This is a genomic window from Pseudomonas sp. 3HC3, from assembly GCF_044904505.1.
GTDB classification, from domain to species: Bacteria; Pseudomonadota; Gammaproteobacteria; order Pseudomonadales; family Pseudomonadaceae; genus Aquipseudomonas; species Aquipseudomonas putida_Y.
Genome location: NZ_JADDRH010000001.1, coordinates 773,547 through 798,677, shown reverse-complemented (window position 1 = coordinate 798,677; position 25,131 = coordinate 773,547). Strand labels below are relative to the sequence as shown.

Sequence of the window (25,131 nt, the reverse complement as noted above, 5' to 3'; positions counted from 1 at the left end):
GTTGGCAAATACGTTCTAGTTATGTGATGAGAACTTGCGATGGCGTATGTGTTCTTGGCATTTGATGAACAGAACCGCTCCCCACGGAGTCACCAAGCCGATGATGAACAAGGCGAGCAGCAATGTATTGCGCTCGATCAGCTGATTAAAATCGAATAACGCACACAGCAGCACCAGCAGCACTCCCGTCAACGAAACGGAGCCTGGGTTGCCGGGATACTTGCGACTCAGCGGATGGTGGCTGATGTAACCCACCAGCCAGAGGAACACCCACGTCACGATTGAGGCCATGAACAACATGAGAAACAGCAATCGATAGGCGAACATAGAATCAGGCATGGCCTAGCCTCCGCGCACGGGTACGCATGGCAACCCTTTTACTGTGTCCAAGATGAAAAAAATGTTAATAAATCATACTGCGTAAATTGAGGGATAGCTGGATGCTGTGCGATAGCATTTGGCGCGCAAGGACATGTAGCAGTCATCATCAGACGTTCCCTGTCTGTGTCGTGAAAGGTGAGGTTCGTGACTGTAGCAGCACTGCGCCAGATTACCAGCACGTGGGCGCATATTCACAGGGGCCAGCGAAGGCGCACCGAAGGACAGCGTCACTTCCGGGACTTTATGGAATCGGCCAGGACTTTGCGCTCGTATTGCGGGTGCCTTCTCGGTTCCTGTTATGGATTCAAGGGGCCATCAAACACGTGGTTGAGGATGCCGCATGTGGTCTTCAGCCTGGCCCATGAATCGCCTGCTTATGAACGTGCTTTCGAAGAGTGGGGCGTTTTGGCAATGGCACCCAGACAATGAGCGCGCTTGCAGTTGACCGCGTCGCCCATTGCCGTAGAATCGCGCGCCCAAAATTCAGCAGGCATGGCGAGAGGGAGCTTGAATGCAGCGGGTGATGATCATTGGTCAGCCAGGGGCTGGGAAAAGTACCCTGGCGCGCAAGCTTGGCGAGCGCACTGGCTTGCCGGTCGTGCACATCGACACGATTCATTGGCAGCCAGGGTGGGTCGAGCGGAGCCGGGACGAAAAGACACGTCTTTGTCATGAGGTCGAGGCCCGTGAGCGCTGGATCTTCGAAGGCGGGCATTCAACCACATGGAACAACCGGCTGGCCCGCGCTGACATGTTGATATGGATTGATCGCTCGGCTCCGCTTCGATTCTGGCGCGTGCTCCTCAGAACGGTGTTGAACCGCGGTCGATCCCGGCCTGACTTGCCGGACAACTGTCCGGAGTTGCTGGCCAACCTGCCGGAGTTTTTCAGGTTCATGTGGCGGACGAAAACCTCGTCTCGGGAGGCGATAAAGCGATTCGTGGCGACGGCCCCGTCGGGCTGTCGCGTGGTCTGCCTACGAACCAATCGGGAAACCGATGTTTTTCTCGCGAGTATGGGCACTCAGCCTGATCAGGTTGTGCAAGGTCATTAGATGCCAGATCGCGCTTGAGTGGCGGCAGGCGCCTGCCGTGTAGGCGCATCAGGACATTTTCACTTGCCCAAGGAGGCCCCCATGGCGCTGACCAGCAAGATCACGGCTTACGATTCCGCATGGCCGCAACGGTATGAGGCGGTTAAAGTGCTGCTGGCCTCGGTATTCGGCGATGAGCTTCTCGCCATTCACCATGTAGGCAGCACGGCTGTGCCGCAACTTGCAGCCAAGCCTGAGATCGATGTGCTGGTTGAGGTTTCAGAGCATCGCAATGAGGCAGTGCGAGACGAGGTGTTGCTGACGCTGGGCTATGTACGCGGCAGTGACCTGTCGGAAGGGCACCACTTTTACCGCCGCAATGTTGGCGGGCTGCGGACCCACAAGATTCACATTTGCAGCCGTGGTCACCACTCAGTCATCCAGATGCTGACGTTCAGAGATCTGCTCAGGAACGACGCCTCCCTTCGGAAGCGATATCAAGACCTCAAGATCGAACTGGAAGCCACCAATATCGGCGGTATGGCTGAGTATCTGGAGAAAAAGGGGCCGTTCATTGTTGCGGCGTTGCTTGAGGTCGCTAATAGACGAGGGTGATGGTGCGCTCTGGGTCGGTAGCGGCCCAAATCCGCACTAGAGATCGTCAATGTCGGTGAATTTTAATCTGAAGCCCTTCATCCTTATGTGGCGCTCGAAAGTAGCTAGTGATCAGATCGAATTCCGCGTCAGTCGCCGCGAACTCATGCTCACCACGGTGGTTGCGAAGATGCAACCTGTCTCGACAGGTGTCATCGTCCACCTCGATGTAGTGGACGCAATGTGAAACCTCGGCTGCGTCAGCCAGGTTGCGCAGCCATAGTCGATCTTGAGGAGTATTTGCAGGAAAATCCAAAACGACAGTCACTCCAGCCCGAAGGATATCGATGACGAGCGGGCCCAGCACCTGCCGAATCTGGTGCGCAAGACGCACATAGTCGTTTACTGACTTGATCTGTTCAGGGTATAGCCGTGAGAGCCAATGATCCTCACTCAGCAGAACCGTCGATCCTTCAACTGCCAAGCTTTTGGCTAGCATTGACTTACCGGATGCAATTTTTCCTGAGATGAGATGCAGCACTGGTTTGGGCATAGAGACGTCTCCTTGTCGAACCCCGATGATGCTCATTGAAAAGCACCGAAGCAATCACCGAGCATTCAAACGTTCGCTATGGGTCGAAAGCGGTCATCCCGAACGGCAGCTTTCGACCCATAGCTGCCCTTGGCGGAGGGCAGCTAACGGCCAAAAGCGGTCAGTGACAATATTCGCAAAGTCTACCGCTCAGCTTCCCGAAGACCGATCTCGACTATTCGTTAGGTACAGCACCATCGCTGCGCGAGCCGCATCCGACTGCTGCTCCGCGCAGTGCTGCAATGGGGTCACGTTATCCGTATAGGATGTTGCTCCATGCGAGTGAATCTCCAAACACTCCCGACGCGATACCTTCAGCCTCAACCAAGGTGATATTCGCGCCTTTATCAGCCAGGTGTTACGCCAGCGAAGCGCCCACGATGCCGGCACTAATGACAACGACTCGTTTGTCCAGAGCATTTCCCATATCAACCTTCATTCTGTAGACCTGAAGGCGGTTTCAGTGTCTGCCTCTGGTCGATTTCTGCTTGTCGTAAGGGGCAGCAGTTGTCGTCTAGAAAGCAGATGTAAATTTGTCTGAAGTGGCGAAATAGCTGCCAAAATCATCGTGTTAAAACGCCGCCTGAAATGGCAGCAAGATAAGCGCGTGAGTGTTGTTGGCACTGGAGGGTAGCGAAAAATCGTTCAGCTACTACGGTAAGCGTCATCAACGACTATAGTCATTGGTGAGCCAGAGCGAATCTGACCATTCCCCTGCCAACCTGGCCTAATCCAATTCCGCGATTACACGGCGGATCTTCTTGTGTTCCTTGATGCGGAACGTGAACGTTTCGCTGCCGAAATCACTCAGGCTCAGGCTGAGATCGAGGCAGCGTTGTCTTTTTTTGAACCCCTTGATGGTGGATGGAGTTATCCCACCGGGCACGTCGCATCCCACTGAGCACGTCCCAACCACCCATCTATCAAGGTTCAAGCAATGAATACTTTAGAGTTCGATGATGCACAAAAAACCAATGGCGACCTGGTTCGGGGGCCGCTGCCGGCCGGCACTGTCGCGCCCGACTTCACTCTTCACGCAACCCCTGATCAACAGTTGTCGCTGCGTGAGCTAAAGGGAAATCCCGTGATATTGGCGTTTTATCCCGCTGACTGGACTTCGGTGTGTGGTGACCAACTGACTTTGTACAACCAGTTGCTACCCACATTCAGAGAATACGGTGCGGCGCTACTGGGTATCTCGGTTGACAGCGCCTGGTGTCATCAGGCCTTTGCCAAAGATCGGAATTTTCACTTCAGCCTGCTGGCCGATTTCGAGCCCAAAGGGGCTGTGGCACGACAGTATGGAGCGTACCAGTCCCAGCTCGGGGTTTGTAAGCGTGCGCTGTTCGTGATTGACAAGGACGGGGTGGTTGCCTGGAGCTACGTCTCCCCGATGGCAATCAACCCTGGTGCGGACGGTATTCTGGATGCGCTGGATGCTTTGGCGAATTCGCCACAAAGCACGCCAACCAAAAATTAACAGGTGATTAGATGGCCACTCTCAAAGTCCCGGTAAGTGCCAACGACCATCGCCAGGGAAGTGCGCATGCCAAGGTCACCTTGGTCGAATTTGGCGACTATGAATGTCCCTATTGCGGTGAAGCTTATTGGATGGTCAAGAATCTGCAACAGCATTTTCGCGATGACTTGCTGTTTGTGTTCCGTAACTTCCCTCTGACCACCGCTCACCCCCATGCGTTGGGTGCAGCGGTCACCGCTGAGTATGCCGGGAGTCGAGGATTATTCTGGGAGGCCCACGACGAATTGTACGAAAATCAGGATCGATTGGGCCTGCCGCTGTATCGCGCCATCGTTCTCAAACACGGCCTTTCCAGGGAGGAATTCGATCTTGCAATGCAAGAGGATACTTACATTCCCAAAATACAAGCCGATTTCAATGGCGGTGTACGCAGCGGCGTGAATGGCACCCCAGCGTTTTACATTGACGGGCTTCGCTATGACGGAGTTCCAGAGTTCATCGGGATGAGTCAGATGATTGAGCTTTTGTTAGTGCGTGGACGAAATCGCTAGAGAGCCAAATCGGCTTGGCATCACCAACATCGGAGCCGAGGAAAAACCAACGTTAGCTTCCTTTTACATTAAAGAGGTGGGCGCGGAGCCGTGCAACTAATGAAATCTTTGAAGTATTATGAAGAAAATCGACACGCCACATGGTTGGAGTTGTTTTTTGACCTGACTTTCGTTGTTACGATAGGCCAAGTTACGCACACTCTCGGACATGTTCATGATGGGCACTTTGAACATAAGCAATTATGGACATTCTTACTGCTTTTTGTGCCGTTGTGGTGGATCTGGTCCAGTCACACGATTTACTCCAACAGGTTCGATACAGACAGCAATCTTCACCGTTTGGCAACATTATTCATAATGCTCCTGCTCATTGTGCTATCGGCACGGATCGGGGAAGACTTGGAAGTGAACTACCCGCTCATTATTGCCTGCTATTTTGGTATACGTGCAATCATCAGTGTTATGTATATTTCATCCATTAGTAAACTCGATTCTCGCGGCGAACTTTCCTCAAGGCTTGGCTTCGCCCTATTAGTTAGCGCAGTTATTAGCCTTTCATCCGTTATTTTTGACCCGCCCTTGCGTTACCTTGTTGCTTATATTGGGATTGTTCTTGATATTCTGTTTCCTGTATTTTTCTGGACTAAACTAAAACCGTTGCCAGCACACACAGAGCACTTGGTTGAGCGCATAGGCCTACTCACCCTAATCTTATTGGGGGAGTCAATTATTAGCCTTTCCGGAGGCTTATCTAACATTCAATGGGGTTATTATAATGTGATGGCAGCCATCACCGGATTTATCATGATTTGCAGTATCTGGTGGATCTATTTTGATAGTTTTTACTTGCTGAACAAACATCAAAGCAGTATGAGTGGACACGCCTTAATCTACTCGCACCTTTTTCTTTTTATGGGGCTGGCACTTCTGGCAAATTTGATTAGGCATGCGATCCTGAACGACATTGCGATACGCGATTTCCAGATTATGTCGATCACCGGCATGGCCTTGTTTTTCCTAGGTAAGCAATATGGCTATTTCATAGCCGTGAGTAGAATAAGGAAATACATCCTACAAAACACGTTGATAGTGTTTTCTTTGGGCGGGTTAGTCGTGTTTTTACCCCGCGTCGAGTACATATTGGTCGGCCTGACAGCAACCATGATCTCTTATGTTTTTCTAAATTTCAGATATCGTTGAATCATCATTATCAGACCAGAGGGTGGGACCAAGTGAGCAAGTGGCTGACTTGCGGTTACATGCTGCCCACTACGTCGTTCTCACTGCTCGTGCGCTACTCGCCGCTACCCTTGGTCTATTTGGGTTTGTAATCCTGGTATCGTCGACCATAGTTAAGAGTCTCGGATGCCCCTCTTAGCTATCGCGATCTGATAGCGCCAGCCGCATCGTAACAACAGGAGCCACATCATGGTCAAAGTAGCGTTGTTCGTTCGCCTAGAAGCAAAACCCGGGAAAGAAAAGGATGTAGAGAGCTTTCTTTTGGGTGGCCTTCCGTTAGTGGAGGAGGAGCCAGCCACTACAGCCTGGTTTGGAATCCGCTTGGGGCCGTCCACCTTTGGCATCTTTGACGCATTCCCGGATGAAGCGGGCCGGCAGGCTCATCTTTCGGGCAAGGTCGCGGCGGCGCTTATGGCAAACGCTGCCGAGCTATTTGCCGAACCGCCATCAATCGAGAAGGTTGACGTCCTTGCGGCCAAGCTACCCGGCTAAGCAAACCCAGTAGGAAGCTCCAGTCAGTACTGGGAGGCCCACGATGTATTTTGTGAAAATCAGGATAGCTTGGGCCTGCTGCTGTTCCGGGCGGTGATCAATCAAAACACTTGTATTGAAGATAAATGTCATGGCTAAAGTGCCGTGTCCAGGATTCATGCCATGCTTGCGCGCTCGGTATAAGTGAAAGGATACGCGCGCAAATCGTGTCCAGGGACGGCGTGGAAGCCGCACAGAATCTGCAAGGCAACGTGCTCATCACGGGTTTAGGCTGGGTAGGGTAGATTGTTTGCCGGGCACCGGTCGCTCATGGCGCGAAGATCTCCATCATTGATATAGAACCGGAGGTCATCCGCGCCGTGACACCTTATGGTTTCGTCAAGTGAGCATTCGTCGGCGTAGCAGTGACCGATGTTCAATGAGCTGCCTGACGCGGCTGCACTCCGAACTGCGCAACGATGTGCGTACCCAATTCCTCAATAACTTCCACCGCAGGGCGCTTGCCGTATTTGAGATTGAGAATGACGTGGTCCACGCCGATTTCCTCAAGCGACTCCAGCAAAAAACGTAGATGGTAACGTCCAAGTCTGAACCCCAAATGGATACGTGTGGGTGGCGTTGACGGATTCTCATCGAGATCGATGTACAGCGACTGAGTAAAGGGCTTATACACAGAACCACATTGTTTCGTGACCTCCAGTCGCCAATCTTCCACGACCAGCCGCTGCATGTTCGGAATGCGTGGATAGTTGATCCATCCGTTGCTCTCACGCGCGATCCAATCCAGTGACTGGCGACTGTTGCCGGTCACGAGCATTGGAATGAATTGGGTGGTCGGTTTCGGAATCAGGTCTGCGCCTTGCATTTCACCAGTGCTCCAGTGGATGGGCTCAAAGCTGGTGCTGTGGGCGCGGCGAATCACTTCGTAGTGTTCTCGAAAGATCTCTCCACGCCTTTCTGGATCGACGCCAAACGCCGAAAACTCCACTGGCCGATCTCCCGAAGCAACCCCCAGAATCAAGCGACCAGTGCTCAACTGATCTACGCTGGCTGACGCCTTGGCCGTGTGCAGGGGATGGTGCAGCGGGATGGCGATGGAGGCGGTGCCAAGTGCAATCTCCGAGGTATGGGCGGCCATATAACCCAGGTAAACCCAGGGGTCGAAGACTTGGCCGACATCGCCGAAGCCAGGGTCGCGAAGCGGCACGTCGCGAAACCAGAGCGCGCAGAAGCCCAGCGCCTCGGCTTGTTTAGCCAGTGTGACCTGGTTGAGCATGCTCGGAGTGTCCCCGTCGAACGCCTCCATGGGAAAGAATAATCCAAGGCTCAAATGCCCCTGAGTGAAGGTTCGGCTGAACCCTCGATGCTTCTGGTAAGGAATCGTGCTCGGCCGATACATACGGATTGACCTCATGGCAGAACGTGAACAGCGCCCCCGTTTCCAGAGGTGCTGCGGCATCGGTCGCTTTTGAACGGCAGTGGGGGGACTGGGTCTGGCTTTTACCCGTTGCGCCGTACTGCTGGTCGTGTGGACCGGACTCAGGGGGCAGTTGCTGGCGATAGGCGCGGGTTGGTCCGGGTGGGTGTTAAGCGGACGGTCAAAGGAAGTCAGATCTCTCGGTTCTATACCACCAGATGGGCAAGGCGTTCGAGGAATCATTCTATAAGCGTAGGCGGTTTTGCAGCTCTCCGCCATATTCTTACAATCGAGCCGCTGGCGGGCGAAAGTCGCGTATCGAAGGCCGTTATCGGTCGTTTCCTGCCATTCCAGAACGGCCGCTATTGGCCGATTGCGGTCATTGCTAGCAAGTCGCTGACATCTCTTATTTCACCATCGCTCTAACCTGGTGTGGAATCCTCAACCGGGCCCCGCTAGCGCCTCAGCGGCCGTGTGCTATGTTTCTAACTCCATTCATTATTCCCCGCCCCGAGCGCTTTGGTCTCATAACTCATGCAGTTCGTAAAATATCACGCGGCTGGCAACGACTATCTCGTCTACCACGACAAAACGCCATTCGATTGCTCTATGTTGGCCATCTCGGTGATATGCGACCGGCATAGAGGGTTAGGCAGTGACGGCATCCTGGTTCCTGTCATCGAGCCAGGCAAGATGCTCTCAGTGCAGATTTTCAATACCGATGGCTCCGAGGCGGAAAAGAGTGGCAATGGATTGCGAATCCTATGTCGCTACCTTTGGGATCAGGGCATCGTTTCGCACGAACCATTCGAGTTGTTAACCAAAGGCGGTAAGGTTCGTTGCCAGGTACTTGACGACGGCCGACGCATTTCCATTGCCATGGGTATGGCGACATTCCCCGAGAACGAACGACACTCAATGGAAGTTGATGGCATGCGCCTGCACCTGAACCTTGTGTCGATGGGCAACCCCCATTGCGTGGTGTTTGTCGATCAGACGACTGAGGCACTTGCACGCAAGCTTGGGCCAACCATTGAGCAATTGTCGCTCTTCCCAAACAGAACCAACGTGCAATTCGTGAACGTTGTCGATCGCCGAAACCTGATGGTGCAGATCTGGGAGCGAGGCGTGGGCTACACCCTATCTTCAGGCACCAGCAGCTGTGCCGCTGCGGCAGTCTCACGACGACTTGGGTTCGTTGACGATCTTGTGACAGTGCACATGCCTGGCGGTCAGATCACCATCGAACTTGATGAGGACAACCACGTACTCATGAAGGGCCCGGTGTGCAAAATTGGGAGGTACTGGTTGGATCCGGAGTGTCTGGCACAGATTGGTTGAATACGCGGCACCTCTGTATTCGCCGTTATCGCGTGGACTGATCAAGCGTAGGTAAGTGGAACTAAGATCGAGAGTGCCGGATGAAGAGCAGGCAACAAACGAGGTTCTCTGATCAGGGAGATAAAAGACCATGAGGCGTTCAACCTTGGATCATCTGGTCATTGTTTCACCGACCCTTCCGTTGGGGGCGCAATTTGTTGAGCGTCAGCTTGGAGTACGGTTGCAGCCAGGTGGTGAGCATCCGCGCATGAGCACTCACAACCTGCTGCTGCGGTTAGGAGAGTCTTTCTATCTTGAAGTGATTGCTCCGGACAGTAAGGCGCCCTTGCCCACCAGGCCCAGGTGGTTTGGTCTGGATAGACTGAGCGCGCAAGCGTCGCCACATCTAGCCCATTGGGTCGCGCGTACAGAGCATTTGGATACCACAGACGAAGAACTCCGGAATGTTTTTGGCGAGATTGAACCGATGGGCAGGGGAGTGCTTTCGTGGAAAATCACCATTCAGCGTGATGGGCATCTGCCACTGAATGGGGCAGTCCCTAGTTTGATCGATTGGGGCGAATCGGAGCATCCAGTTCAGAGACTCGGTGATCAAGGCTGCGAATTGGAACGCTTGGAAATTGCTTTTCCGAATCCCCGTTTGGTGGAACGCCAACTGGAGTCTATCGGTTTTACTGGCCCGGTGAGTGTATTACGCAGCGAGCGATGTGCATTGAAAGCTTATATCAATACACCGAATGGCCTGGTCATCCTGTAACGTGCAACCTGTCTTTTGCCGATTTGATGGCCTGGCCGAATTCGGCAGCGTGTGCTGACGAGACCTTATCGCTGATCGAAGTCTTCTGGGTGTTACTGGGTTAAAACGCTGAAACTGCCACAACTGTATTAAACAGGGCCGATGCACAGGCCGCTTACGGTGCGGCCTGATGCTCGATTCTCACGCTACTGCTGGGCGCCCGTTTAGTCACGCAAGGTGTGAGGGCGGACGATACGTTTTTTCGAAACGGCTTTGCCAGATAACGTCAGTTTGCAGCCCGGAACCTAGCAATAGGTGATCTGAGAACACTTACACTGGAGGTGACGACACCGATGCCTGACAGCAAAGGCATCGGTGTCTCTTGCCAGCTCTGGCAGGCCGTCGGGGTCAACTCATCTCTGGAGCGAGGTGACTCATGAACGTCAGGCTTTCAATAGCGTACATATACTCAGAGAATCTCGGATCTCCATCGTTGAACGCCTTTGCCACTTTCTGTGCGTTCTCAAGACTGTCCCACATTGCTAAGTCCGCGAAGATTCGGTCGTCGCTCATCGGGCAGTAGGCACGGTACTCAATCAAACCGGGAAAGGTCTTTAACGTTTCACGAAGCCCTGCGCGGAGCACAGGCATTTGCGCAACGCATTCCTGTTTGACCCTGAAAATGGCTAATTCGAGTACATGAGATGAGCGCTGCATAGGGATGACCTGCTGTGTGTTAGGAAGTCCCAATTATCAATAGCTCATACTGACAGCGTAGTGTCAGTAGCAGTGATCGCTTTCCACTGGCTTGCCTGGTGCTTCATATACGCTTGGAGATCGAGGGCAGGATTGTCGGGTGATGGTTGTTGAGCAATAGCGATGGAGGCTATGCGATCGACCCGAAAATCGCGGTAAGCCGCTCTGGTGCTACACCAGCTTCCAACCGTCCACTTTCCTCCCCAGTAGAAAAGGCCAAGGGGAAAAATGAGGCGTTGCGAAACTGCACCATCCAAGCTGGTATAAGTTATCGTCAGCGCCTGAGCATTTTCGATGGCATTTCGAAGGGTTGCCAGATGGCCACGCGTCGAGGAAGGAGTGGTTCCAAGTGCCCTGATTTTTGCCGTGCTGGGGTCAATCTGGTGATGGGCTATGGACGCTGAGATTTTGCTCAACAACATCCTTGCAGCAGCACTTAGATCGTTATCGGCGGAAGCTGAAAGCATTTCCATCCCGAGCATCAATGCATCCAGTTCGAGCCTGTTCAACGTTAATGGCGGCATCTCAAAGTCGGCATCCAAGGCATACCCCACGCCGGCGGTACCATAGATTGGGATTCCACTGAAGGAAAGATCGTCGATGTATCGATAGATTGAGCGAACGGAAACGCCAATTCGGCTAGCCAGTCGTTCAGCAGAGATTGGCTGATGGACACGAATCAGATTTACCAATTGAAATAAGCGATCAGCTTTACGCACTAGGTGTGCCCAACTGAGAGTCCTTTGCAAGCTCGATGGCCGCGTTAATGGCGGCCCGAGCTTGGGGGCTATTCTTCCAGCAACTCGATCCCACTGCTGCCGATGCCTGAGCCAGGATGTCACAAGCATTCGCTTTGCTGAGCACAGCTAGCGAGTCAATGCCCATCTGCTCAAGACGAGCGATAACGGCCGGCCCTACGCCCTTTAGGGCCAACAAGGCATCATGTTCCGTCAGTGGAAATGGCATCCGTAAACTCCTGTTATCGGCCAATGAAACAACCAGAGTTTGCCCGACGAGAGAGGGCATCTCAATAGATGGACTCCATCGCCCTCAGCGTAAGCATCAGGACGGTGCGCGCGTCAGGTTTGGGCCAATTTTGGGCCACAGCCCACCTTTGCTCGGTTGGAGCACAAAGGGTCCGAGTGGGTATGCGGTTTTGGACGCCATACGCCGGAGCGTGGCCACCCGCTAGGCCAGGTTGTCCATCCGCCGGTAATTCATGGCGCTCGCCTGGCGGAACACCGTAGCCACTTTCCTTGAGCGACCGTGCGTTGACCGCGCGGCGATTGGAGGGGAGGCTGGTGGGGCGATCACGGCTGTTAAACGAAAAGCAGATGTAAAAAAATGTAACACACACCTTCAGCAGTGGATTCATTGGAACAGCTGTGTATTCTGTCTCACCAGTCAAGAATATGAGTTCAAGGTCCGTTCCATGCGTAATCGCGGCAAAATCTATTGGGAATGGGCCAATTCTGCGTTGCATTCCCGGAACTACGATGAGCGCCTTCCCTGCGGCACTTTAATCAACATCCAAGCCCGACTCTCACTTGAAAACGCCACTCAACTTTTCTTGGGTATCTACGGGAAAAAAGGCGTGCTCTTGCTCGAAGAGCTACACCCTGACTGCCGTGGACAGAAACTGTCTGCGGCGATGGCCTGGGCGCTCGAGCGTGCTCACGACTGGGTCGCCAAGGCGTTTCCTGCGCCCAAAGCACCAGGGCCTGAACCCCTCCCGCGCAGAGGCTCGCGTCTTCACGGATAACGATGCAGGGAAAACGGAACGCTTGTCAGATCGCTTGAGTCGTATCTCCATCAAAAGCGCATTGAGGCGCCCAGTTGGAGAAAGTGATGAGCCTTCAGTCCACCAGTCATGACCTTTACGTGCATTCCTACCTTGGTTACCAGGCATCGATTTACGTGCTGTGGGAGTCGAGCGTCGAATTTCCCACGGGGATGTTGGTCGCGGTAGGGAAGCCGGGCGCAACGGCGCGAACCCTGCGTGTGAGGCGACCATTCTCCTCTTCGACAGAAGCCATTCTCGAAGGGAAGGTTATGGCTGAACAGTACGTGGAAAGTCAGAAAAACGGAGCTTGTCCTGCCAGGTGAATTCGCCGAGGTCTGCGATCGGACCCACCGCAACCACGGGCAGGTCGACTGCCTTCGAATCTGTGCAGCTGTTGATAACGGTATTCCCTGTTCGTCGAGTCGTGCCATTTCAACAGTAACGCCTTGGGCAAGTGCCATTGTGGACGGTGGTGTTACCAATCGTCGTGCTGCGCGGTTTCCAAGTCGACCCGGTCCCCGAGTCGAAACCCTGCATATCAGTGGTCGATGATGTTGCGCTGCCGGTACTAGGGCCGGCATGGTCTACTACCGCTTCACTGAAGCGGCTGCATCAGCTCGGCGCCTTGGTTGCGCACATTGCCAATGGCTGTGCTCACTCGATACCACTCGAAGGCCTCGGCTGGCTCGCCCAGGTTGAGCGCCATCTGCTCGGCCTGTTCGCCCGGCGTCGCGGTTTGCATCCACTCACGCGCAAGGTCTAGGGCCAAAACCACTGGCCTGCGGTCGTGCACATCTACCATTCCGCCCTGGGCATCGGCCGTAATGATGACGAACCCATCATGCTCGCCGCCAGCGAACTGGCCGATGCTGGCGCAAAGGGAAGGGCGCCCATCCCGGCGTCGGATGTAGTACGGCTGTTTCTTCGGTCCGCCTTCATCGACCCATTCATACCAGCCGTCGATCGGCGTTATGCCTCGGTGCGGCCAGATCGCCCGGAAGAAGGGGCCGTGTGCCACCTTTTCGACCCTGGCGTTAATCGGCGCAGCACGGTCGATCGCCCAATGCGGCCGCCAGCCCCATCTCACCAGGTCCGCCCGCGGGCCTGCTTCATCCATTCGCAGCACTGCCACCAGCGTGGTCGGCGCGACGTTGTACCGGCCAAGTGGCTGGTCGCCGACGTTGTTCCGCCAGGCCTCTGGCAGGCTCAGGGTTTCGACAAAGTCGTGTATGCCTCGGTACTGACTCAACCTTCCACACATGCGCGGCCCTCCTGCCTGAGCAAGCATAGTGCTTGGGTGTATCGCCGGTGGGGAGGAGGTCGACGGCGTGCTGTACGCGCAGTCTTGGTGGTGAAGGGCTGAATGATCGCCCCACCTCCATTCAGCACGGCGCCAAGTCTGATCTTCCAGGCGTTATAGGGTCGTTCGAGGGAACCCGAACAAAAATGCAATACTTGCCACCCTCCATCGATTCGAAGGCCACCAGCTTTTCCACCAGCGCGGCGCTCAAAACCTTGCCGGCGTTAAGCAGCAACATGCCGTTGTCGGCGTTCAGGTTGCGCGCAAGCACCATTCCCGGCGCCAGGTCACGCGTGGTACACACCTGGACTTCAGGATCCACCAGGGTGAGATCGCTGTTGAACGACGCGCAAACCTGGACGAAATCCTCCAGTAGCGCCGGGTCATACAACCGGCCGGCGTACTTGCGCAGGTAGAGCAAAGCCTCATCACTGTTCATCTGCCGTTCAAGAATCAAACCCCGTTGTAGCTCAACGAAGTCTACAGCCAGCTTGAGCAAGCGGGCGCCGAGCGGGATGGCTTCACCCTTGAGCCGGTCGGGGAAACCGCTGCCGTCCCAGTGCTCCTGGTGATGCAGGATCAGGCGCGCGGCATCTTTCATGGGCTCAAGGGTCATCAGCAGCGCTTCACTTTGGCGTGGATAGTCGCGATATCGGTCGCGGTCGCTGTGCATCAGCTGGTCCGAAGGGGCAACGATCATGCTATCCGGCCAACTCAATTTGCCTATGTTGTATAGCGCCGCAGCCATGGCCAGATCGCGGCTTATCGCCTCGTCCAAGGCGTGGGCCCTACAGTAGCAACGCACCAGTTCGATGATCTGCCGATTGGTCTGCTTGGCTGGAGGCAGCCGCAGATTAGCCAACATCGAGAACACCTCAGTCCCGGTAACATAGCTGTGTTTAAGCTCTTCGTAGGCCAGATCGAGCATGTCAGCGGTCTGCTGCAGCTCCGCGGTACGGGCTGCAACGCGTTTCTCCAAGTCGTTATTGAGCAGTCTCAACTGGGCGTTCTGCCGACGTGCCAGCAGCTCCAGGCGTTGGCGCTCGCGTTCGGAATGCTGGTGCTCCAGGGCCTGGCGCAAGGTCATTAGCAATTCGTCGTCGTTCCAGGGCTTGCTGATGTAACTGTGGATCTGACCGTCATTGACGGCCTTGATGATTGCGCTCGGGTCGGCATAGCCGGTCAGCAAGATCCTGACGGTCGATGGGTGATGCTGATTGATCTGCGCCAACAAGGTGGCGCCGTCCATACCAGGCATGCGCGCATCGCTCATCACCAGGTCTACCGGGCCCTCGGCCATTTGCGCCAGTGCCTGTTCGCCGCTGGTCGCCAGCTTCACGTCATAGGGTTGGCCACGCAACAGCCGACGCAGACTGCTAAGGATCGACTCCTCATCGTCTACTAGCAACACGGTCGGCCGATAGGGTGAATTCGGGGGCTGTTGCACGTCCATGGCAGGCCTCACGTGGTCGATCGATGGAGGCACTCGAGCTCAACGAGCGCTTAGGTCAAAGGCTAGTTCATTTTTCCGCGACAGGTGTCGGGGCATGGTGTGGCGTGTGGCAGGCAAATTGTCTGGAAGGCATCTAACCTGACGGCAGGGCACCACCCATCTGTATATCCATCAGCCCAGGGAAAAAGGATTCTCCCGGATGTTTGCGCATACAACCTGTCGTTATCGTTCCGTTCTTCACCTGCAGCGCTTGCGACGTTGTCTGAGCCTGTGGGTGCTACTGGTCCTGAGTGCGGGCAGCGAGGCCGAGCCGCTGGACGAGCCGCTCAAGCCGCTGCCTCCGATACCCACGCTGGCACCCGAGCGTGTGGAACTGGGGCGCCAGTTGTTCAACGATCCACGGTTGTCGCTCAACAACACACTGTCCTGTGCCAGCTGTCACCGTCTGGACAAGTACGGGGCCGATGACCGGGCGTTTTCCACCGGTGCTGATGGCCAGCCGCTTGCGCTCAATACGCCAACGGTACTCAATGCCAGCCTTAATTTCCGACAGTTCTGGAATGGCCGGGTCGAGTCGCTCGAGGAGCAGGGGGATGCGGTGATCACCAGCGCTCACGAGATGGGCGGAGACTGGCGGGTGATCAAGCAGCGCATCGCCGCAGACGTGCGTTACCGTCAGGCGTTCAAGGATGCCTACCCGGACGCGGTGACAAAGGACAACATCCTCAGCGCGTTGGCCGATTATGAAAGGACGCTTCTTACCCCAGGCGCACGCTTCGATCGTTACCTGCAGGGCGATACCGAGGCGCTCACCCTGGAGGAAAAATACGGCTACCAGCGCTTCAAGGACTATGGCTGCATCGCCTGCCACCAAGGGGTGAATATTGGGGGCAACATGTTCCAGAAGTTTGGCGTGTTCGGCGACTACATCGCGGACCGCGGCAACCCCACCGAGGCGGATCAGGGCCGCTTCAACGTGACCGGAGAGGAGGCCGACCGGGGTGTGTTCAAAGTGCCGAGCCTGCGCAATGTGGCGATGACCGCGCCCTATTTCCACGATGGCTCGGCGCCTACGCTGGAGCGTGCGATCGACGTGATGTTCCAGTATCAGCTTGGACGAATCCCAAGCGATGAGGACCGCAGGCTCATCATGCTGTTCCTCAAGACCCTTACTGCTGAAAAGGCGGGTCAGCCATGAGGGTTATTTCTCGGCGCACAAGCCTGATTCTATTCAGTGGGTTGGTCCTTATACTGGCGTCGATGCTGCTGTACTTGTACCTGAATTCCGGGTCAGAGCAGACCCAGACCTACAACGAATCCCGAGATCTCATTCGTCAGCTCAAGCAACAGGATGCTGTATGGGAAAACGAGGTGCTCAAGGCCCGGGTAGCCGTTTCCCATAACTACGATCCACTTGTGATCCCTCTCAAGGAGATGAAGCGGCTGTGGGCACGGTTCGACCGTCGGGAAGCCGAGCAAGGGCGTGATGACTCAAACCAGTGGCGCGATGCCCATGACGGTTTTCTTTCTGCATTCGGGGAAAAGGCTCGGCTCGTGGAGCAATTCAAGTCGCACAATGCCTTGCTGCGAAATTCGTTGGCATTTCTACCCACAGCCGAGGACGGTATTCAGGCCCAGATCAACACCATGCTGGCCCCGAATCGGCAGGAGGTACACGTATTCGTCACTGACACTTATGACCTCTTGTTAAGTGCCCTGGAGTTCGCGCAGGTTACCTCTGTGGAAAGGGCTGCCGAGATAGAGGTGGGGTTAGGCAACTTGGCTGTTAACGCGGAGAACCTGCCCAAAGAATTCCAGACGCCCCTCAATCTGTTGAGCAATCACGTGGCGTTGATCCTGCGCGAGCAACCTGTCGTCAACCGCCTGCTCGAACAGATCGAGGCGATTCCGGTTGCCGAGCGCCTGGATACGATCACCGGCCTCCTGGACAGGGATCAACAGCAGGTTGAAAGGATCAACCGTAAAAACCATCTCTACACGTTATGGCTATCAGGCTTGCTGATGTTCTCGGTCATTTGCCTGGCTGCGTTGCTGGTGCGCAGCTTCGCCGAGGTGAGACGGGTCAACAACGCATTGCAAAGCGCCAATGACGTTCTGGAACAGCGGGTCGAGGAACGCACCCTGGAGCTCCGGAACGCTCAGAGCGAGCTGTTCAACGCCGCGCGCCAGGCAGGTATGGCGGAGATCGCCACCAATGTGTTGCACAACGTGGGCAACGTGCTCAACAGCGTGAACACGTCCTCTGATCTCATCGCTCGAACTTTGCGCAGCAGCAAAACCCAGGGTTTGGGCAAAGCCATGCAACTGTTTCGCGAGCATGCCACTGACATCGGTCGGTTTCTCGACGAGGATCCCAGAGGCCGGTTGCTTCCCGGCTACCTCAACCAGTTGACCGAGGCGATCGCCGATGAGCAGAAGGAAATGCTGATCGAGCTGGAACGAATGAACAAGAGCATCGACCACATCAAGGAAGTGGTGGCCACCCAGCAATCCTATGCCGGCGCTAAAAATGTGCCTGAGCCGCTGTCGGTGAACGACCTGGTCGAGGACGCGCTGCGCATGAACGCAGGCGCGTTGATCCGGCATCAGGTGAGGGTGGTGCGCGACTTTACAGACCTGCCTCTGGTGATGGGCGACCGGCATAGGCTGTTGCTGATTCTGATCAACCTGATCAGCAACGCCAAGTACGCCATGTCCGGCCCCGGCAGCGACCCGCGGACGATGATCCTCAGGACGCGCATCGTTGAGGGGGGCTTCCTGGAAATGAGCGTGCTGGACGAAGGAGAAGGCATTGCCCCTGAAAACCTGCAGAAGATCTTTGCCCATGGCTTCACCACGCGCAAGGACGGGCATGGCTTCGGCTTGCACAGTTGCGCCCTGGCTGCCATCGAGATGAATGGTCACCTGACCGCACACAGCGACGGCCCTGGCTTGGGTGCTGTCTTTACCCTGAGGATCCCGCTGATCGCGGTGACGGAGCCTGCATGAGTGACATGATCAATCGCCGGATCCTGCTGATCGATGACATGCCGACTATCCACGAGGACTTTCGCAAGATCCTCGCCCCGGCCAGATCGCAGAACTCTGAGCTGGACGAGATGGAAGGGTTGTTGTTCGGCGAGCAGGTCAAGAACGAACGACCGGTATTCGAACTCGATTCAGCCTATGGCGGTGAGGAAGGTCTCGGCCTGCTGAAGCGTGCGCTGCAGGCCAGCAAGCCCTACGCGTTGGCCTTCGTCGACATGCGAATGCCAGGTGGATGGGATGGCGCTCAGACCATTGAGCACCTGTGGGAAGAGGACCCGCTGTTGCAGGTAGTCGTCTGCACCGCCTACTCGGACTATTCCTGGGATGAGTTGCTCGACCGGCTGCAGGCCCACGACCGCCTGCTGATCCTGAAAAAGCCGTTCGACAACATCGAGGTCCAGCAAATGGCCAGCACCTTGCTGACCAAGTGGGAAATGACCCAACGAGCCTCGCTGAAAATGCACCAGCTTGAACAGCGGGTAGAGCGGCGTACCCAGCAACTGACCCAGGCCAGCGAGGCGCTGCAGCAGGAGATCGAGGAGCGCAAGCAGCTGGAAAGCCAACTGGTGCAATCGGAGAAACTCGCCTCGTTGGGGCAGATGGCTGCCGGCGTGGCGCACGAGATCAACAATCCGATCGGTTTCGTGTCCTCCAACCTGGGCGCTCTGGGAGGGTACTTCCAGCAACTGGTAGCGATGCTCGACGCCTATCGCGAGGCCGAACTGATGCTTGGCGCAAACGAAACCACTGGGCGCTTGCAAAGGCTTCGTGAGCAGACGGAGCTGGAATTCCTCATGGAAGACATCCCGATCCTCATCAAGGAGTCCAAGGACGGAATCGGTCGAGTGGCGCATATCGTCAAGGATCTCAAAGACTTCTCGCGGGTTGACAGCGCTCAGCAGTGGCAATTAGCCGATTTGCAGCAGGGCATTGACTCCACGCTTAACATCGTCGCGAGCGAGCTGAAACATAAAGCCGACCTGGTAAAACGGTACCAGCCGTTACCCCCTGTCGAATGCCTGCCGTCGCAGATCAACCAAGTGATAATGAACCTGGTGCTCAACGCCGCCCAAGCCATGGGCCCCGAGCGGGGCACCATCACATTGGGCACTGCTCATCAAGGCGCCTGGGTGTGCATCGAAGTTGCAGATACAGGCGCGGGGATAGCACCGGAGAACATCAAGAAAATCTTCGATCCTTTTTTCACCACCAAGCCCGTCGGCCAAGGTACCGGGCTAGGCCTGTCCCTTTCCTATGGCATTGTAAAGAAACACGGTGGCGAGATAACCGTATCAAGCCAGGTCGGAGTGGGAACAACGTTTCGTGTACAACTGCCGGTAAAGCAGAGCACAACGCTGTGATAGGGCACGCGTCATGCTGCTGACGGATGGGTCTACCGGAACCAGGAAAGGGCAGGGGGGCGCCCCGGCGATCCAGCCAACAAGTCAATGCTTGGCCGTGGCGAGTAGCCGATAGCGCGAGAAGGGCGTGCCGTCGATATCCACCTCTCCGTCAAGGCGAAACCCCAGGCGAAGAATACCTTTGATTCGTGTTCTGGTTGGTGGAAGCAACAGGGTGATCGACTCAAGCCCCATCTCCTGGAAAGCGCGCCGTACGATCTCATCGAAAATCACTCTGCCAAGCCCCCAGTAGTCTGGATGAAGCACCAAGGCGAGATCAGCGTCACCGTCTTCCTGCTGCAGGCCACCCCAGCCGGCGAATTCATCTTCAACGAAAAAAGCCCAGGGACCATAGCCATTCAGTGCCCATTGGGCCTCTTTTTGGGCGACCCACACCTTGCACTTGCTTTCGTCAAAGTCGGGACGACCCAAGGGCATTTGGCGTAAGACATCGGGATTGTTGTTGAGCGCGATGATGTCAGCGATGGAGGCGTCGCTGAGAGGTCGGAAATGCAGTTGCATGATGTGCCTTTTCAAACCGCTTTAAACCTGATGTAAAGCGCCCTGGCCGAACTGCACCAGGGCGGATCGATTCGTAGGCCGCCGACTGCACGGCCTGAGGTCCGCTTCTTACGCTAGACCACCGCGCCAAACAAGCGACCCACCAGAGCCGTGGCGCCCATGGCCAACGCCCCCCAGACGGTCACCCGCCAGGCGCCGGTCATGAGGCTGGCCCCGCCTGCCTTGGCGGCAATAGCCCCCAATGACCCGAGAAACACCAATGACATGCACGATATCCAGGGCACCACGCTGTGCTCCGGCGCGACGAACGTCACCGCCAGTGGCAAGGCGGCGCCCACCACGAAACTGGCGGCGGACGCCAGGGCGGCTTGCAAGGGTTTGGCGGCGAGCGTGGCGCTGATGCCCAGTTCGTCCCGCGCGTGGGCGCCCAGTGCGTCATGGGCCATCAGTTGATCGGCCACTTGATGCGCCAGTTCGGGTGCTACCCCGCGATGTATGTAGATGTTGGTGAGTTCGATGTGCTCAGCTTTCGGGTCGCTGGCCAGTTCTGCCCGTTCGCGGGACAAGTCCGCCCGTTCGGTATCGGCCTGGGAATGTACCGAAATGTACTCGCCGGCGGCCATGGACATGGCCCCGGCCATCAGCCCCGCCATCCCGGTGACCAGCAACGTGGCATGGCTGGCGTCGGCGGCCGCGACGCCTATCAGCAGGCTGGCGGTAGAGACAATGCCGTCGTTGGCACCCAGGACAGCGGCGCGCAGCCAGCCGATACGATCGCTTCTGTGTGCCTCGGTGTGTCTGTGCATGAATTTCACTGTTTAACGGGCTCCCTGTCATAAGGCGGTTCAAGTTGCACGGGTGCCGAGCGCGCCTGCAGCCGGCGTCAGCGGGTTTCAATTTGCGCCTGCAACTGTCCGCCGACAATGGATATTTCTTTGAACTGTTCGCCCTCGCGCAGCACGAACAGCGCGTCCATCCCGCGCTCCTGGGCCAGACGAGGGCCTTCGGTTTCGCCCAGGACCATCAGCGCCGTGGCCCAGGCATCGGCGAGCATGCACGAGGCCGCCACCACGGTGACGGCGGCGAGCGAGTTGCGCAGTGGCGCGCCGGTGGCCGGGTTCATGGTGTGAGCATAGGACTGACCGGCCACGTCGACCCACTGTCGGTAGTCCCCGGAGGTCGCGATTGAGGTATCGCTAAGTTCCATCACACCCATGACCTCACGCACGCCCCTTTTGGGCTTTTCCAGGGCCACGACCCAGCATTGTCCGTCAGGTTTGACGCCCCGGGCGCGCATTTCGCCATCGATACCGACCAGGTAGCGAGTGATACCTGAACCTTCCAGGCAACGGGCCAGTTCATCCACGCCAAAACCTTTGGCAATTCCACTCAAGTCAAGGTTCGCCGGCGCGCGCTTGCGCACCTGATTGCGTTGTGGCGCAACCTCCAATGCGGCGTCGGCTGACAGCCAGGAGCGCGGCGCAATTGTGCCGATCCCCTGCGCTGTGACCTGCCGCGCCGCTGGGCCGAAGCCCCACGCGTTCACCAGGTCACCAACAGCGATGTCGAAGGCGCCGCCGGATTGCCGGCTGACGCGCAATGCAGCAGACAGCACCGTGGCCAGTTCGTCGGGTACCGACACCCATTGCTGCTCGGGGGCGGCATTGAGGCGGTTAAGGTCCGAGTCGGGTTTCCAGGTGGACATTTGCTGGTCCACCCGGGCCACGGCGCGGGCCAGTTGCTGGCCAATTTCGTCGGTATCAAGCCCGGCCCCGGCATAAAACAGGGCAGTGTAGCGGGTGCCCATGGTTTCGCCGTTCAGGCTGTAACGCTGCAACTCAGTAGACATCTTCACGGTAGCGTCCTTGTGCCTTGAGGGTCAGCACGCTGAGGTTGAGGGGCGCCAAGACTTCATCCAGGGCCTGCATCACGCCTTTGGCCATTTCGCGACTGCCACACACCAGTACTTGGGCACCTTTTTCAATCAGCCGGCGCAAGGCGAGGGCATCATTGATCAGCCGGTCTTGCACGTAGCTGCGCTCCGGGACCTGAGAAAAGGCGGCGTGCAATTGCGTAAGGCGGCGGTCCGACAAGAATTGGTTGAGTTCCGGTTCGTAGAGAAAGTCCGAAGCCGGGTTGCGCCCGCCCCAATACAAGTGCATCGGGTGTCGGGCCTTGTTGTTGCGGATAAAGCCGGCCAAAGGACCGATACCGGTACCGGCGCCGATCAGGATTACCGGGTGCGTGCCCGATGCCGGACGAAATTGCGGGTTGGGCTGAATGAAGGCGTCAATCTGCGCGCCAATGTCTAGACCGTGAAGAAACTCCGAGCACATGCCCCCGTTGTGTTTACGCACACAGATCTCCAGCACGCCGTCCTGGGAACCGCTGGCCAGCGAGTAGAAGCGCGGGATTGGGCTGCCCGGGGGCAGAATCCCGACCAGGTCGCCGGCCAGAAAGCTCGGCAGTCCGCCGCGCGCTTTGAAGCGCAGGACATGGGTCGGTGCATTTACCTGTTCGCCATAGGCAATCCGCTCTGTCAGCTCTAGTGAATGGGTACGCGGCCGCTGCGGGGTATGAACCAGCGCCAGCGCCTGCCCCAACACGTCGCCCAACGCGTGGCCCCAGCGCGCAAACTCCTGAGGGGACTGGCGGTTGACGGTTTCCAGCCCCAGCAATGGCGAGCCACCGGCCTGCAACATGGCGTCCTGCACTTGATGGGCGTACTGACAGAACTGCGCAAACTGACGGTCGCCCAGGCCCAGCACCGCAAAGGGTAGGCCGGGCTTGACGCCGGTTTTGGCCAGCCGCGCCAGGAACTGCGAAGCCGAGGCCGGCGCATCGCCGTCACCGTGGGTCGCGGTGAGGATGAACACCCGTTGAGCATTACGGTAATCGCCCAACCAGTCGTTCATCGGCGCGCTGTGCACCTGATGGCCGCTTTGGTGCAAGGCGTCATGCAAGGTTTTGGCAAAACCCCAGGTGCTGTTGTTTTCACTGCCCACCAGAATCACGCTGTCGGCAGCATGAGCAGGGCTGTTGTGGCGAAGGCGCGGGCCAGCCTTGCGGCGGCGCCACCATAACAGAACGCCGGTCACGCTCATCAACGGCACGCAGAGGGCGCAGAGCCCGAGCAACAGGCCCAGCCACCAGAGGCCTTCGCCAGTGTGCAACTGGTAGACCAATTCATAGAGGTTGAGCATCGGGTCGTGGGCTTGATAGGACAGCAAGGCGCCGCTGGCCTGATCCACGTAGCCGTCGCCCTGTGCTGTGCGCAGGGAGAACACATCGCGGGGGTTGCCGGGGCTCGGGTAGACCAGCTCGCGCAAGTCGTTCAAGTCGGTGGCCTGCAAGGCCTGCAGCTTCGCCACCGGCAAGGCCGGACCGGCGCTGACGTGCGCAGGGAAGGCGGGTTCAGCTTGACTGCCGTCGGCGATAAAACCAAACGTGGTGGCGGACATGTAGGCCCCGCTCAGTGCCGATAACAACAGCCCGAGCAAGGCCAGTCGCCCGACTTCAGCATGCCAGCGCTGGCTGAAAGTGCCCCGCAGCGGCCGCAGCAGGTTGCGCCAGCCACCCAGGCGCCGGGCCAGCAACAGCGTGCCGGACAGTGACAGCGCCAGCATGAGCAGGGCACCAACACCCGATACGCCATGGCCCGGCGTGCCAAGGAACAGCGAGCGGTGCAGGTCTTTCACCCAGCGGGTGAACGCGGATGGCTCGTAAGGGGCGAGCCCTTGGCCGGTCAGTGGGTCGACCTTCTCCGCCCCGGCCTTGCCGTTCTGGTTGTAGTAGACGATCACCGTGCCGGACGCTGAGCGCTGGATCTGCTCCACCCCCGTAAAGTGGCTGGCAACGCGCCCGGCAAGTTGGCCGACGTTGAGTTGCCCGGCAGAAGTGGACGTATTGTGCAGACGTTCCAGCGCCGGCTCGACAGACAGGATCGCGCCGCTGATGGCCAATACCATGACCAACAGGGCGGCGATCAGGCCAGGAAGGGAATGGAACTGACGAAGCATGTTCAGCCTCCGGAGGTGGCGGGTGCTACAGATCGTAAGTAAAGGCGTCGACGTAGGTACTGCCCGTCGCGGGCTTGCCTGCACCCTTGGATGTCAGCGGCACGCTGACATCGCCGCGGGCGTCGCGTTTGTCCTCGACGGCGCTGTCGATGCGGATCTGATACCCGGCATCAATCAGGGTGTCCGCCAGTTCTACGCTGACTTTCAGCGTGCGCCCACTGCCGACGCTGGCGCCGCTGACCCCGTCGAACTCGCTCGGTTTCATCCCGCTGCCACGGGCCCAGTCGGCCAGGTGCTTGTAATATTTGGCCTTCTTGCCGGCCACCCAGAGGGTTTTCTGGTACTGGCCATTGGCGTCGGTGACGTAGATCGCCAGGTAGGCATCATTGCCGCTGTAGTCCTTGAGCTGCGTGGTCAAGGTCACTTCACGGGCCTGGGCCAGCGCCGGCAGGGTAATGGCGCCGATGAGGCAGGTTGCTGCGATGGTCTTTTTCATGAGCGTGTCCTCTTGATCGTTAGGTCGAGAGCCTGGACCTGCCGGCTGACAGCAACCTGAACGGCAGGAAAATTCATAGACAGGTGAGTTGTCATTCGGCGAGCGGGCTGCCGAGATAGTCCCTGGCATCGCCGTCATTGCGGAAATGGACCTCGAGTGTCCTCAGGTGCAGCGATGCCGGGGAGTAGCTGGCTTCGATGTCATTGCCTTTGCGGTCCTGGCCCTTGAGTTCGTAACAGCCATCGTCGACCTTGATGCGCTGCACGCGCCAGCCGTATTGCCGCTCTACCTGCTGACGCAGGGTTTCACGAGGTTGCCAGTCGCTTACCGGGTCGCTGCAGTCGTCACCGGCCAGGGCGTAACCGCTGAGCAGCAAGCCCATCAGCGTGGCATTGGCAATAAAACCTGATTTCATGACTTGTCTCCTGTCGAGGGCGGCGTCTGTGGCATAACCTAAAGGGCCTTCCTGACAGCCAGCTGAATTTTCAGATTCACGTC

Annotated in this window: 26 protein-coding genes and 2 pseudogenes; 13 read left to right on the top strand and 15 right to left on the bottom strand. The window is 57.1% G+C overall.

All coding sequences use genetic code 11. The annotated features are described in order from the left end of the window. Positions 1-15 precede the first annotated feature (15 nt). Positions 16-339: a hypothetical protein gene (locus INQ47_RS03915; protein ID WP_404701144.1), complete on the bottom strand. Its 324-nt coding sequence runs from the start codon at positions 337-339 to the stop codon at positions 16-18. A 553-nt stretch (positions 340-892) separates the two neighbouring features. Here INQ47_RS03915 and INQ47_RS03910 point away from each other — a divergent pair. Together INQ47_RS03910 and INQ47_RS03905 are read left to right on the top strand one after the other, a co-directional pair. After that, positions 893-1,435: an AAA family ATPase gene (locus tag INQ47_RS03910; protein WP_404701143.1), complete on the top strand. Its 543-nt coding sequence runs from the start codon at positions 893-895 to the stop codon at positions 1,433-1,435. Between the two features lie 81 nt (positions 1,436-1,516). Continuing rightward, positions 1,517-2,029: a GrpB family protein gene (locus tag INQ47_RS03905; protein WP_404701142.1), complete on the top strand. Its 513-nt coding sequence runs from the start codon at positions 1,517-1,519 to the stop codon at positions 2,027-2,029. Between the two features lie 46 nt (positions 2,030-2,075). Here INQ47_RS03905 and INQ47_RS03900 read toward each other — a convergent pair whose 3' ends face one another. Continuing rightward, positions 2,076-2,561, bottom strand: coding sequence for an AAA family ATPase (locus tag INQ47_RS03900; RefSeq protein ID WP_404701141.1), 486 nt, complete (start codon positions 2,559-2,561; stop codon positions 2,076-2,078). Between the two features lie 295 nt (positions 2,562-2,856). Beyond that, positions 2,857-3,027, bottom strand: a pseudogene (locus INQ47_RS03895) (FAD-dependent oxidoreductase); the annotation flags it as partial. A gap of 510 nt (positions 3,028-3,537) precedes the next feature. On the opposite strand from INQ47_RS03895, the gene INQ47_RS03890 reads away from it, so the two are divergent. From INQ47_RS03890 to INQ47_RS03870, 5 genes and pseudogenes are all read left to right on the top strand, one after another. Further along, positions 3,538-4,080, top strand: coding sequence for a redoxin domain-containing protein (locus INQ47_RS03890; protein WP_404701140.1), 543 nt, complete (start codon positions 3,538-3,540; stop codon positions 4,078-4,080). A gap of 11 nt (positions 4,081-4,091) precedes the next feature. Further along, positions 4,092-4,631, top strand: coding sequence for a DsbA family protein (locus tag INQ47_RS03885; protein ID WP_019751019.1), 540 nt, complete (start codon positions 4,092-4,094; stop codon positions 4,629-4,631). A gap of 99 nt (positions 4,632-4,730) precedes the next feature. Continuing rightward, positions 4,731-5,831, top strand: coding sequence for a low temperature requirement protein A (locus tag INQ47_RS03880; RefSeq protein ID WP_064493025.1), 1,101 nt, complete (start codon positions 4,731-4,733; stop codon positions 5,829-5,831). A 228-nt stretch (positions 5,832-6,059) separates the two neighbouring features. Continuing rightward, on the top strand, positions 6,060-6,362 hold the full coding sequence (locus INQ47_RS03875) for a putative quinol monooxygenase (protein ID WP_023047152.1): 303 nt from the start codon (positions 6,060-6,062) through the stop codon (positions 6,360-6,362). 194 nt (positions 6,363-6,556) lie between these two features. Continuing rightward, positions 6,557-6,739, top strand: a pseudogene (locus INQ47_RS03870) (potassium transporter); the annotation flags it as partial. A 38-nt stretch (positions 6,740-6,777) separates the two neighbouring features. On the opposite strand, the gene INQ47_RS03865 reads toward INQ47_RS03870, so the two are convergent. Next, positions 6,778-7,761: an LLM class oxidoreductase gene (locus tag INQ47_RS03865; protein WP_019751022.1), complete on the bottom strand. Its 984-nt coding sequence runs from the start codon at positions 7,759-7,761 to the stop codon at positions 6,778-6,780. A 552-nt stretch (positions 7,762-8,313) separates the two neighbouring features. Here INQ47_RS03865 and dapF point away from each other — a divergent pair. Both dapF and INQ47_RS03855 read left to right on the top strand, forming a co-directional pair. Continuing rightward, on the top strand, positions 8,314-9,120 hold the full coding sequence (gene dapF, locus INQ47_RS03860) for a diaminopimelate epimerase (protein WP_252460843.1): 807 nt from the start codon (positions 8,314-8,316) through the stop codon (positions 9,118-9,120). A gap of 130 nt (positions 9,121-9,250) precedes the next feature. Beyond that, positions 9,251-9,877 carry a VOC family protein gene (locus INQ47_RS03855; RefSeq protein ID WP_404701139.1) on the top strand — a complete coding sequence of 209 codons (627 nt, stop codon included), beginning with the start codon at positions 9,251-9,253 and terminating at the stop codon, positions 9,875-9,877. Between the two features lie 387 nt (positions 9,878-10,264). Here INQ47_RS03855 and INQ47_RS03850 read toward each other — a convergent pair whose 3' ends face one another. The 3 genes from INQ47_RS03850 to INQ47_RS03840 are packed head-to-tail and all read right to left on the bottom strand — an operon-like array spanning position 10,265 to position 11,578. Continuing rightward, positions 10,265-10,573, bottom strand: coding sequence for a hypothetical protein (locus INQ47_RS03850; protein WP_404701138.1), 309 nt, complete (start codon positions 10,571-10,573; stop codon positions 10,265-10,267). A 44-nt stretch (positions 10,574-10,617) separates the two neighbouring features. Then, complete coding sequence (locus INQ47_RS03845) at positions 10,618-11,331, bottom strand: helix-turn-helix transcriptional regulator (protein ID WP_404701137.1); 714 nt, start codon at positions 11,329-11,331, stop codon at positions 10,618-10,620. Continuing rightward, positions 11,324-11,578, bottom strand: a complete 255-nt coding sequence (locus tag INQ47_RS03840) for a helix-hairpin-helix domain-containing protein (protein WP_404701136.1) — start codon at positions 11,576-11,578, stop codon at positions 11,324-11,326. Before INQ47_RS03840 ends, INQ47_RS03845 begins: the two co-directional genes overlap by 8 nt. A gap of 882 nt (positions 11,579-12,460) precedes the next feature. Between INQ47_RS03840 and INQ47_RS03835 the strand changes: the two genes are divergently transcribed. After that, positions 12,461-12,718 carry a hypothetical protein gene (locus tag INQ47_RS03835; protein ID WP_404701135.1) on the top strand — a complete coding sequence of 86 codons (258 nt, stop codon included), beginning with the start codon at positions 12,461-12,463 and terminating at the stop codon, positions 12,716-12,718. Positions 12,719-12,990: 272 nt separating this feature from the next. Here the strand turns inward: INQ47_RS03835 and INQ47_RS03830 are convergent, their stop codons facing one another. Both INQ47_RS03830 and INQ47_RS03825 read right to left on the bottom strand, forming a co-directional pair. Next, entirely contained in the window at positions 12,991-13,656 is a 666-nt protein-coding gene (locus INQ47_RS03830; protein ID WP_404701134.1) for an SOS response-associated peptidase, read from the bottom strand. A gap of 121 nt (positions 13,657-13,777) precedes the next feature. Beyond that, positions 13,778-15,148, bottom strand: coding sequence for an HD domain-containing phosphohydrolase (locus INQ47_RS03825; RefSeq protein WP_404701133.1), 1,371 nt, complete (start codon positions 15,146-15,148; stop codon positions 13,778-13,780). Positions 15,149-15,347: 199 nt separating this feature from the next. Here INQ47_RS03825 and INQ47_RS03820 point away from each other — a divergent pair, with 199 nt between their 5' ends. The 3 genes from INQ47_RS03820 to INQ47_RS03810 are packed head-to-tail and all read left to right on the top strand — an operon-like array spanning position 15,348 to position 19,557. Further along, complete coding sequence (locus INQ47_RS03820; RefSeq protein WP_404701132.1) at positions 15,348-16,346, top strand: cytochrome-c peroxidase; 999 nt, start codon at positions 15,348-15,350, stop codon at positions 16,344-16,346. After that, a complete protein-coding gene (locus INQ47_RS03815; protein ID WP_252460863.1) occupies positions 16,343-18,157 on the top strand; it encodes a DAHL domain-containing protein in 1,815 nt (604 codons plus the stop codon). Before INQ47_RS03820 ends, INQ47_RS03815 begins: the two co-directional genes overlap by 4 nt. Continuing rightward, positions 18,154-19,557, top strand: coding sequence for an ATP-binding protein (locus INQ47_RS03810; RefSeq protein ID WP_404701131.1), 1,404 nt, complete (start codon positions 18,154-18,156; stop codon positions 19,555-19,557). The genes INQ47_RS03815 and INQ47_RS03810 overlap by 4 nt, the downstream gene beginning before the upstream one ends. 84 nt (positions 19,558-19,641) lie before the next feature. On the opposite strand, the gene INQ47_RS03805 is transcribed toward INQ47_RS03810, so the two are convergent. From INQ47_RS03805 to INQ47_RS03780, 6 genes are all read right to left on the bottom strand, one after another. Next, the gene (locus INQ47_RS03805; protein WP_021782911.1) at positions 19,642-20,118 is read right to left on the bottom strand and encodes a GNAT family N-acetyltransferase; all 477 of its coding nucleotides are present in this window, start codon (positions 20,116-20,118) and stop codon (positions 19,642-19,644) included. 113 nt (positions 20,119-20,231) lie between these two features. After that, the gene (locus INQ47_RS03800; protein ID WP_404701130.1) at positions 20,232-20,933 is read right to left on the bottom strand and encodes a VIT family protein; all 702 of its coding nucleotides are present in this window, start codon (positions 20,931-20,933) and stop codon (positions 20,232-20,234) included. A gap of 68 nt (positions 20,934-21,001) precedes the next feature. Beyond that, entirely contained in the window at positions 21,002-21,967 is a 966-nt protein-coding gene (locus tag INQ47_RS03795) for an FAD:protein FMN transferase (RefSeq protein WP_404701230.1), read from the bottom strand. Continuing rightward, complete coding sequence (locus tag INQ47_RS03790; RefSeq protein WP_404701129.1) at positions 21,957-24,137, bottom strand: PepSY domain-containing protein; 2,181 nt, start codon at positions 24,135-24,137, stop codon at positions 21,957-21,959. The genes INQ47_RS03795 and INQ47_RS03790 overlap by 11 nt, the downstream gene beginning before the upstream one ends. Positions 24,138-24,162: 25 nt before the next feature. Beyond that, entirely contained in the window at positions 24,163-24,633 is a 471-nt protein-coding gene (locus INQ47_RS03785; protein ID WP_404701128.1) for a DUF2271 domain-containing protein, read from the bottom strand. 91 nt (positions 24,634-24,724) lie between these two features. Continuing rightward, positions 24,725-25,048, bottom strand: coding sequence for a PepSY domain-containing protein (locus INQ47_RS03780; RefSeq protein ID WP_101196008.1), 324 nt, complete (start codon positions 25,046-25,048; stop codon positions 24,725-24,727). Positions 25,049-25,131: the final 83 nt, after the last annotated feature.

Bases quoted from the DNA above. Each gene is read 5' to 3' on its own strand.
- INQ47_RS03850 (WP_404701138.1), bottom strand. From the start codon at position 10,573: ATGCAGCGCTCATCTCATGTACTCGAATTAGCCATTTTCAGGGTCAAA.
- INQ47_RS03880 (WP_064493025.1), top strand. From the start codon at position 4,731: ATGAAATCTTTGAAGTATTATGAAGAAAATCGACACGCCACATGGTTG.
- INQ47_RS03885 (WP_019751019.1), top strand. From the start codon at position 4,092: ATGGCCACTCTCAAAGTCCCGGTAAGTGCCAACGACCATCGCCAGGGA.
- INQ47_RS03815 (WP_252460863.1), top strand. From the start codon at position 16,343: ATGAGGGTTATTTCTCGGCGCACAAGCCTGATTCTATTCAGTGGGTTG.
- INQ47_RS03785 (WP_404701128.1), bottom strand. From the start codon at position 24,633: ATGAAAAAGACCATCGCAGCAACCTGCCTCATCGGCGCCATTACCCTG.
- INQ47_RS03805 (WP_021782911.1), bottom strand. From the start codon at position 20,118: ATGCAACTGCATTTCCGACCTCTCAGCGACGCCTCCATCGCTGACATC.
- INQ47_RS03905 (WP_404701142.1), top strand. From the start codon at position 1,517: ATGGCGCTGACCAGCAAGATCACGGCTTACGATTCCGCATGGCCGCAA.
- INQ47_RS03855 (WP_404701139.1), top strand. From the start codon at position 9,251: ATGAGGCGTTCAACCTTGGATCATCTGGTCATTGTTTCACCGACCCTT.
- INQ47_RS03790 (WP_404701129.1), bottom strand. From the start codon at position 24,137: ATGCTTCGTCAGTTCCATTCCCTTCCTGGCCTGATCGCCGCCCTGTTG.
- INQ47_RS03900 (WP_404701141.1), bottom strand. From the start codon at position 2,561: ATGCCCAAACCAGTGCTGCATCTCATCTCAGGAAAAATTGCATCCGGT.
- INQ47_RS03910 (WP_404701143.1), top strand. From the start codon at position 893: ATGCAGCGGGTGATGATCATTGGTCAGCCAGGGGCTGGGAAAAGTACC.
- INQ47_RS03840 (WP_404701136.1), bottom strand. From the start codon at position 11,578: ATGCCATTTCCACTGACGGAACATGATGCCTTGTTGGCCCTAAAGGGC.
- INQ47_RS03810 (WP_404701131.1), top strand. From the start codon at position 18,154: ATGAGTGACATGATCAATCGCCGGATCCTGCTGATCGATGACATGCCG.
- INQ47_RS03795 (WP_404701230.1), bottom strand. From the start codon at position 21,967: ATGTCTACTGAGTTGCAGCGTTACAGCCTGAACGGCGAAACCATGGGC.
- INQ47_RS03780 (WP_101196008.1), bottom strand. From the start codon at position 25,048: ATGAAATCAGGTTTTATTGCCAATGCCACGCTGATGGGCTTGCTGCTC.
- INQ47_RS03915 (WP_404701144.1), bottom strand. From the start codon at position 339: ATGCCTGATTCTATGTTCGCCTATCGATTGCTGTTTCTCATGTTGTTC.
- INQ47_RS03825 (WP_404701133.1), bottom strand. From the start codon at position 15,148: ATGGACGTGCAACAGCCCCCGAATTCACCCTATCGGCCGACCGTGTTG.
- INQ47_RS03875 (WP_023047152.1), top strand. From the start codon at position 6,060: ATGGTCAAAGTAGCGTTGTTCGTTCGCCTAGAAGCAAAACCCGGGAAA.
- INQ47_RS03835 (WP_404701135.1), top strand. From the start codon at position 12,461: ATGAGCCTTCAGTCCACCAGTCATGACCTTTACGTGCATTCCTACCTT.
- dapF (WP_252460843.1), top strand. From the start codon at position 8,314: ATGCAGTTCGTAAAATATCACGCGGCTGGCAACGACTATCTCGTCTAC.
- INQ47_RS03820 (WP_404701132.1), top strand. From the start codon at position 15,348: ATGTTTGCGCATACAACCTGTCGTTATCGTTCCGTTCTTCACCTGCAG.
- INQ47_RS03830 (WP_404701134.1), bottom strand. From the start codon at position 13,656: ATGTGTGGAAGGTTGAGTCAGTACCGAGGCATACACGACTTTGTCGAA.
- INQ47_RS03865 (WP_019751022.1), bottom strand. From the start codon at position 7,761: ATGTATCGGCCGAGCACGATTCCTTACCAGAAGCATCGAGGGTTCAGC.
- INQ47_RS03890 (WP_404701140.1), top strand. From the start codon at position 3,538: ATGAATACTTTAGAGTTCGATGATGCACAAAAAACCAATGGCGACCTG.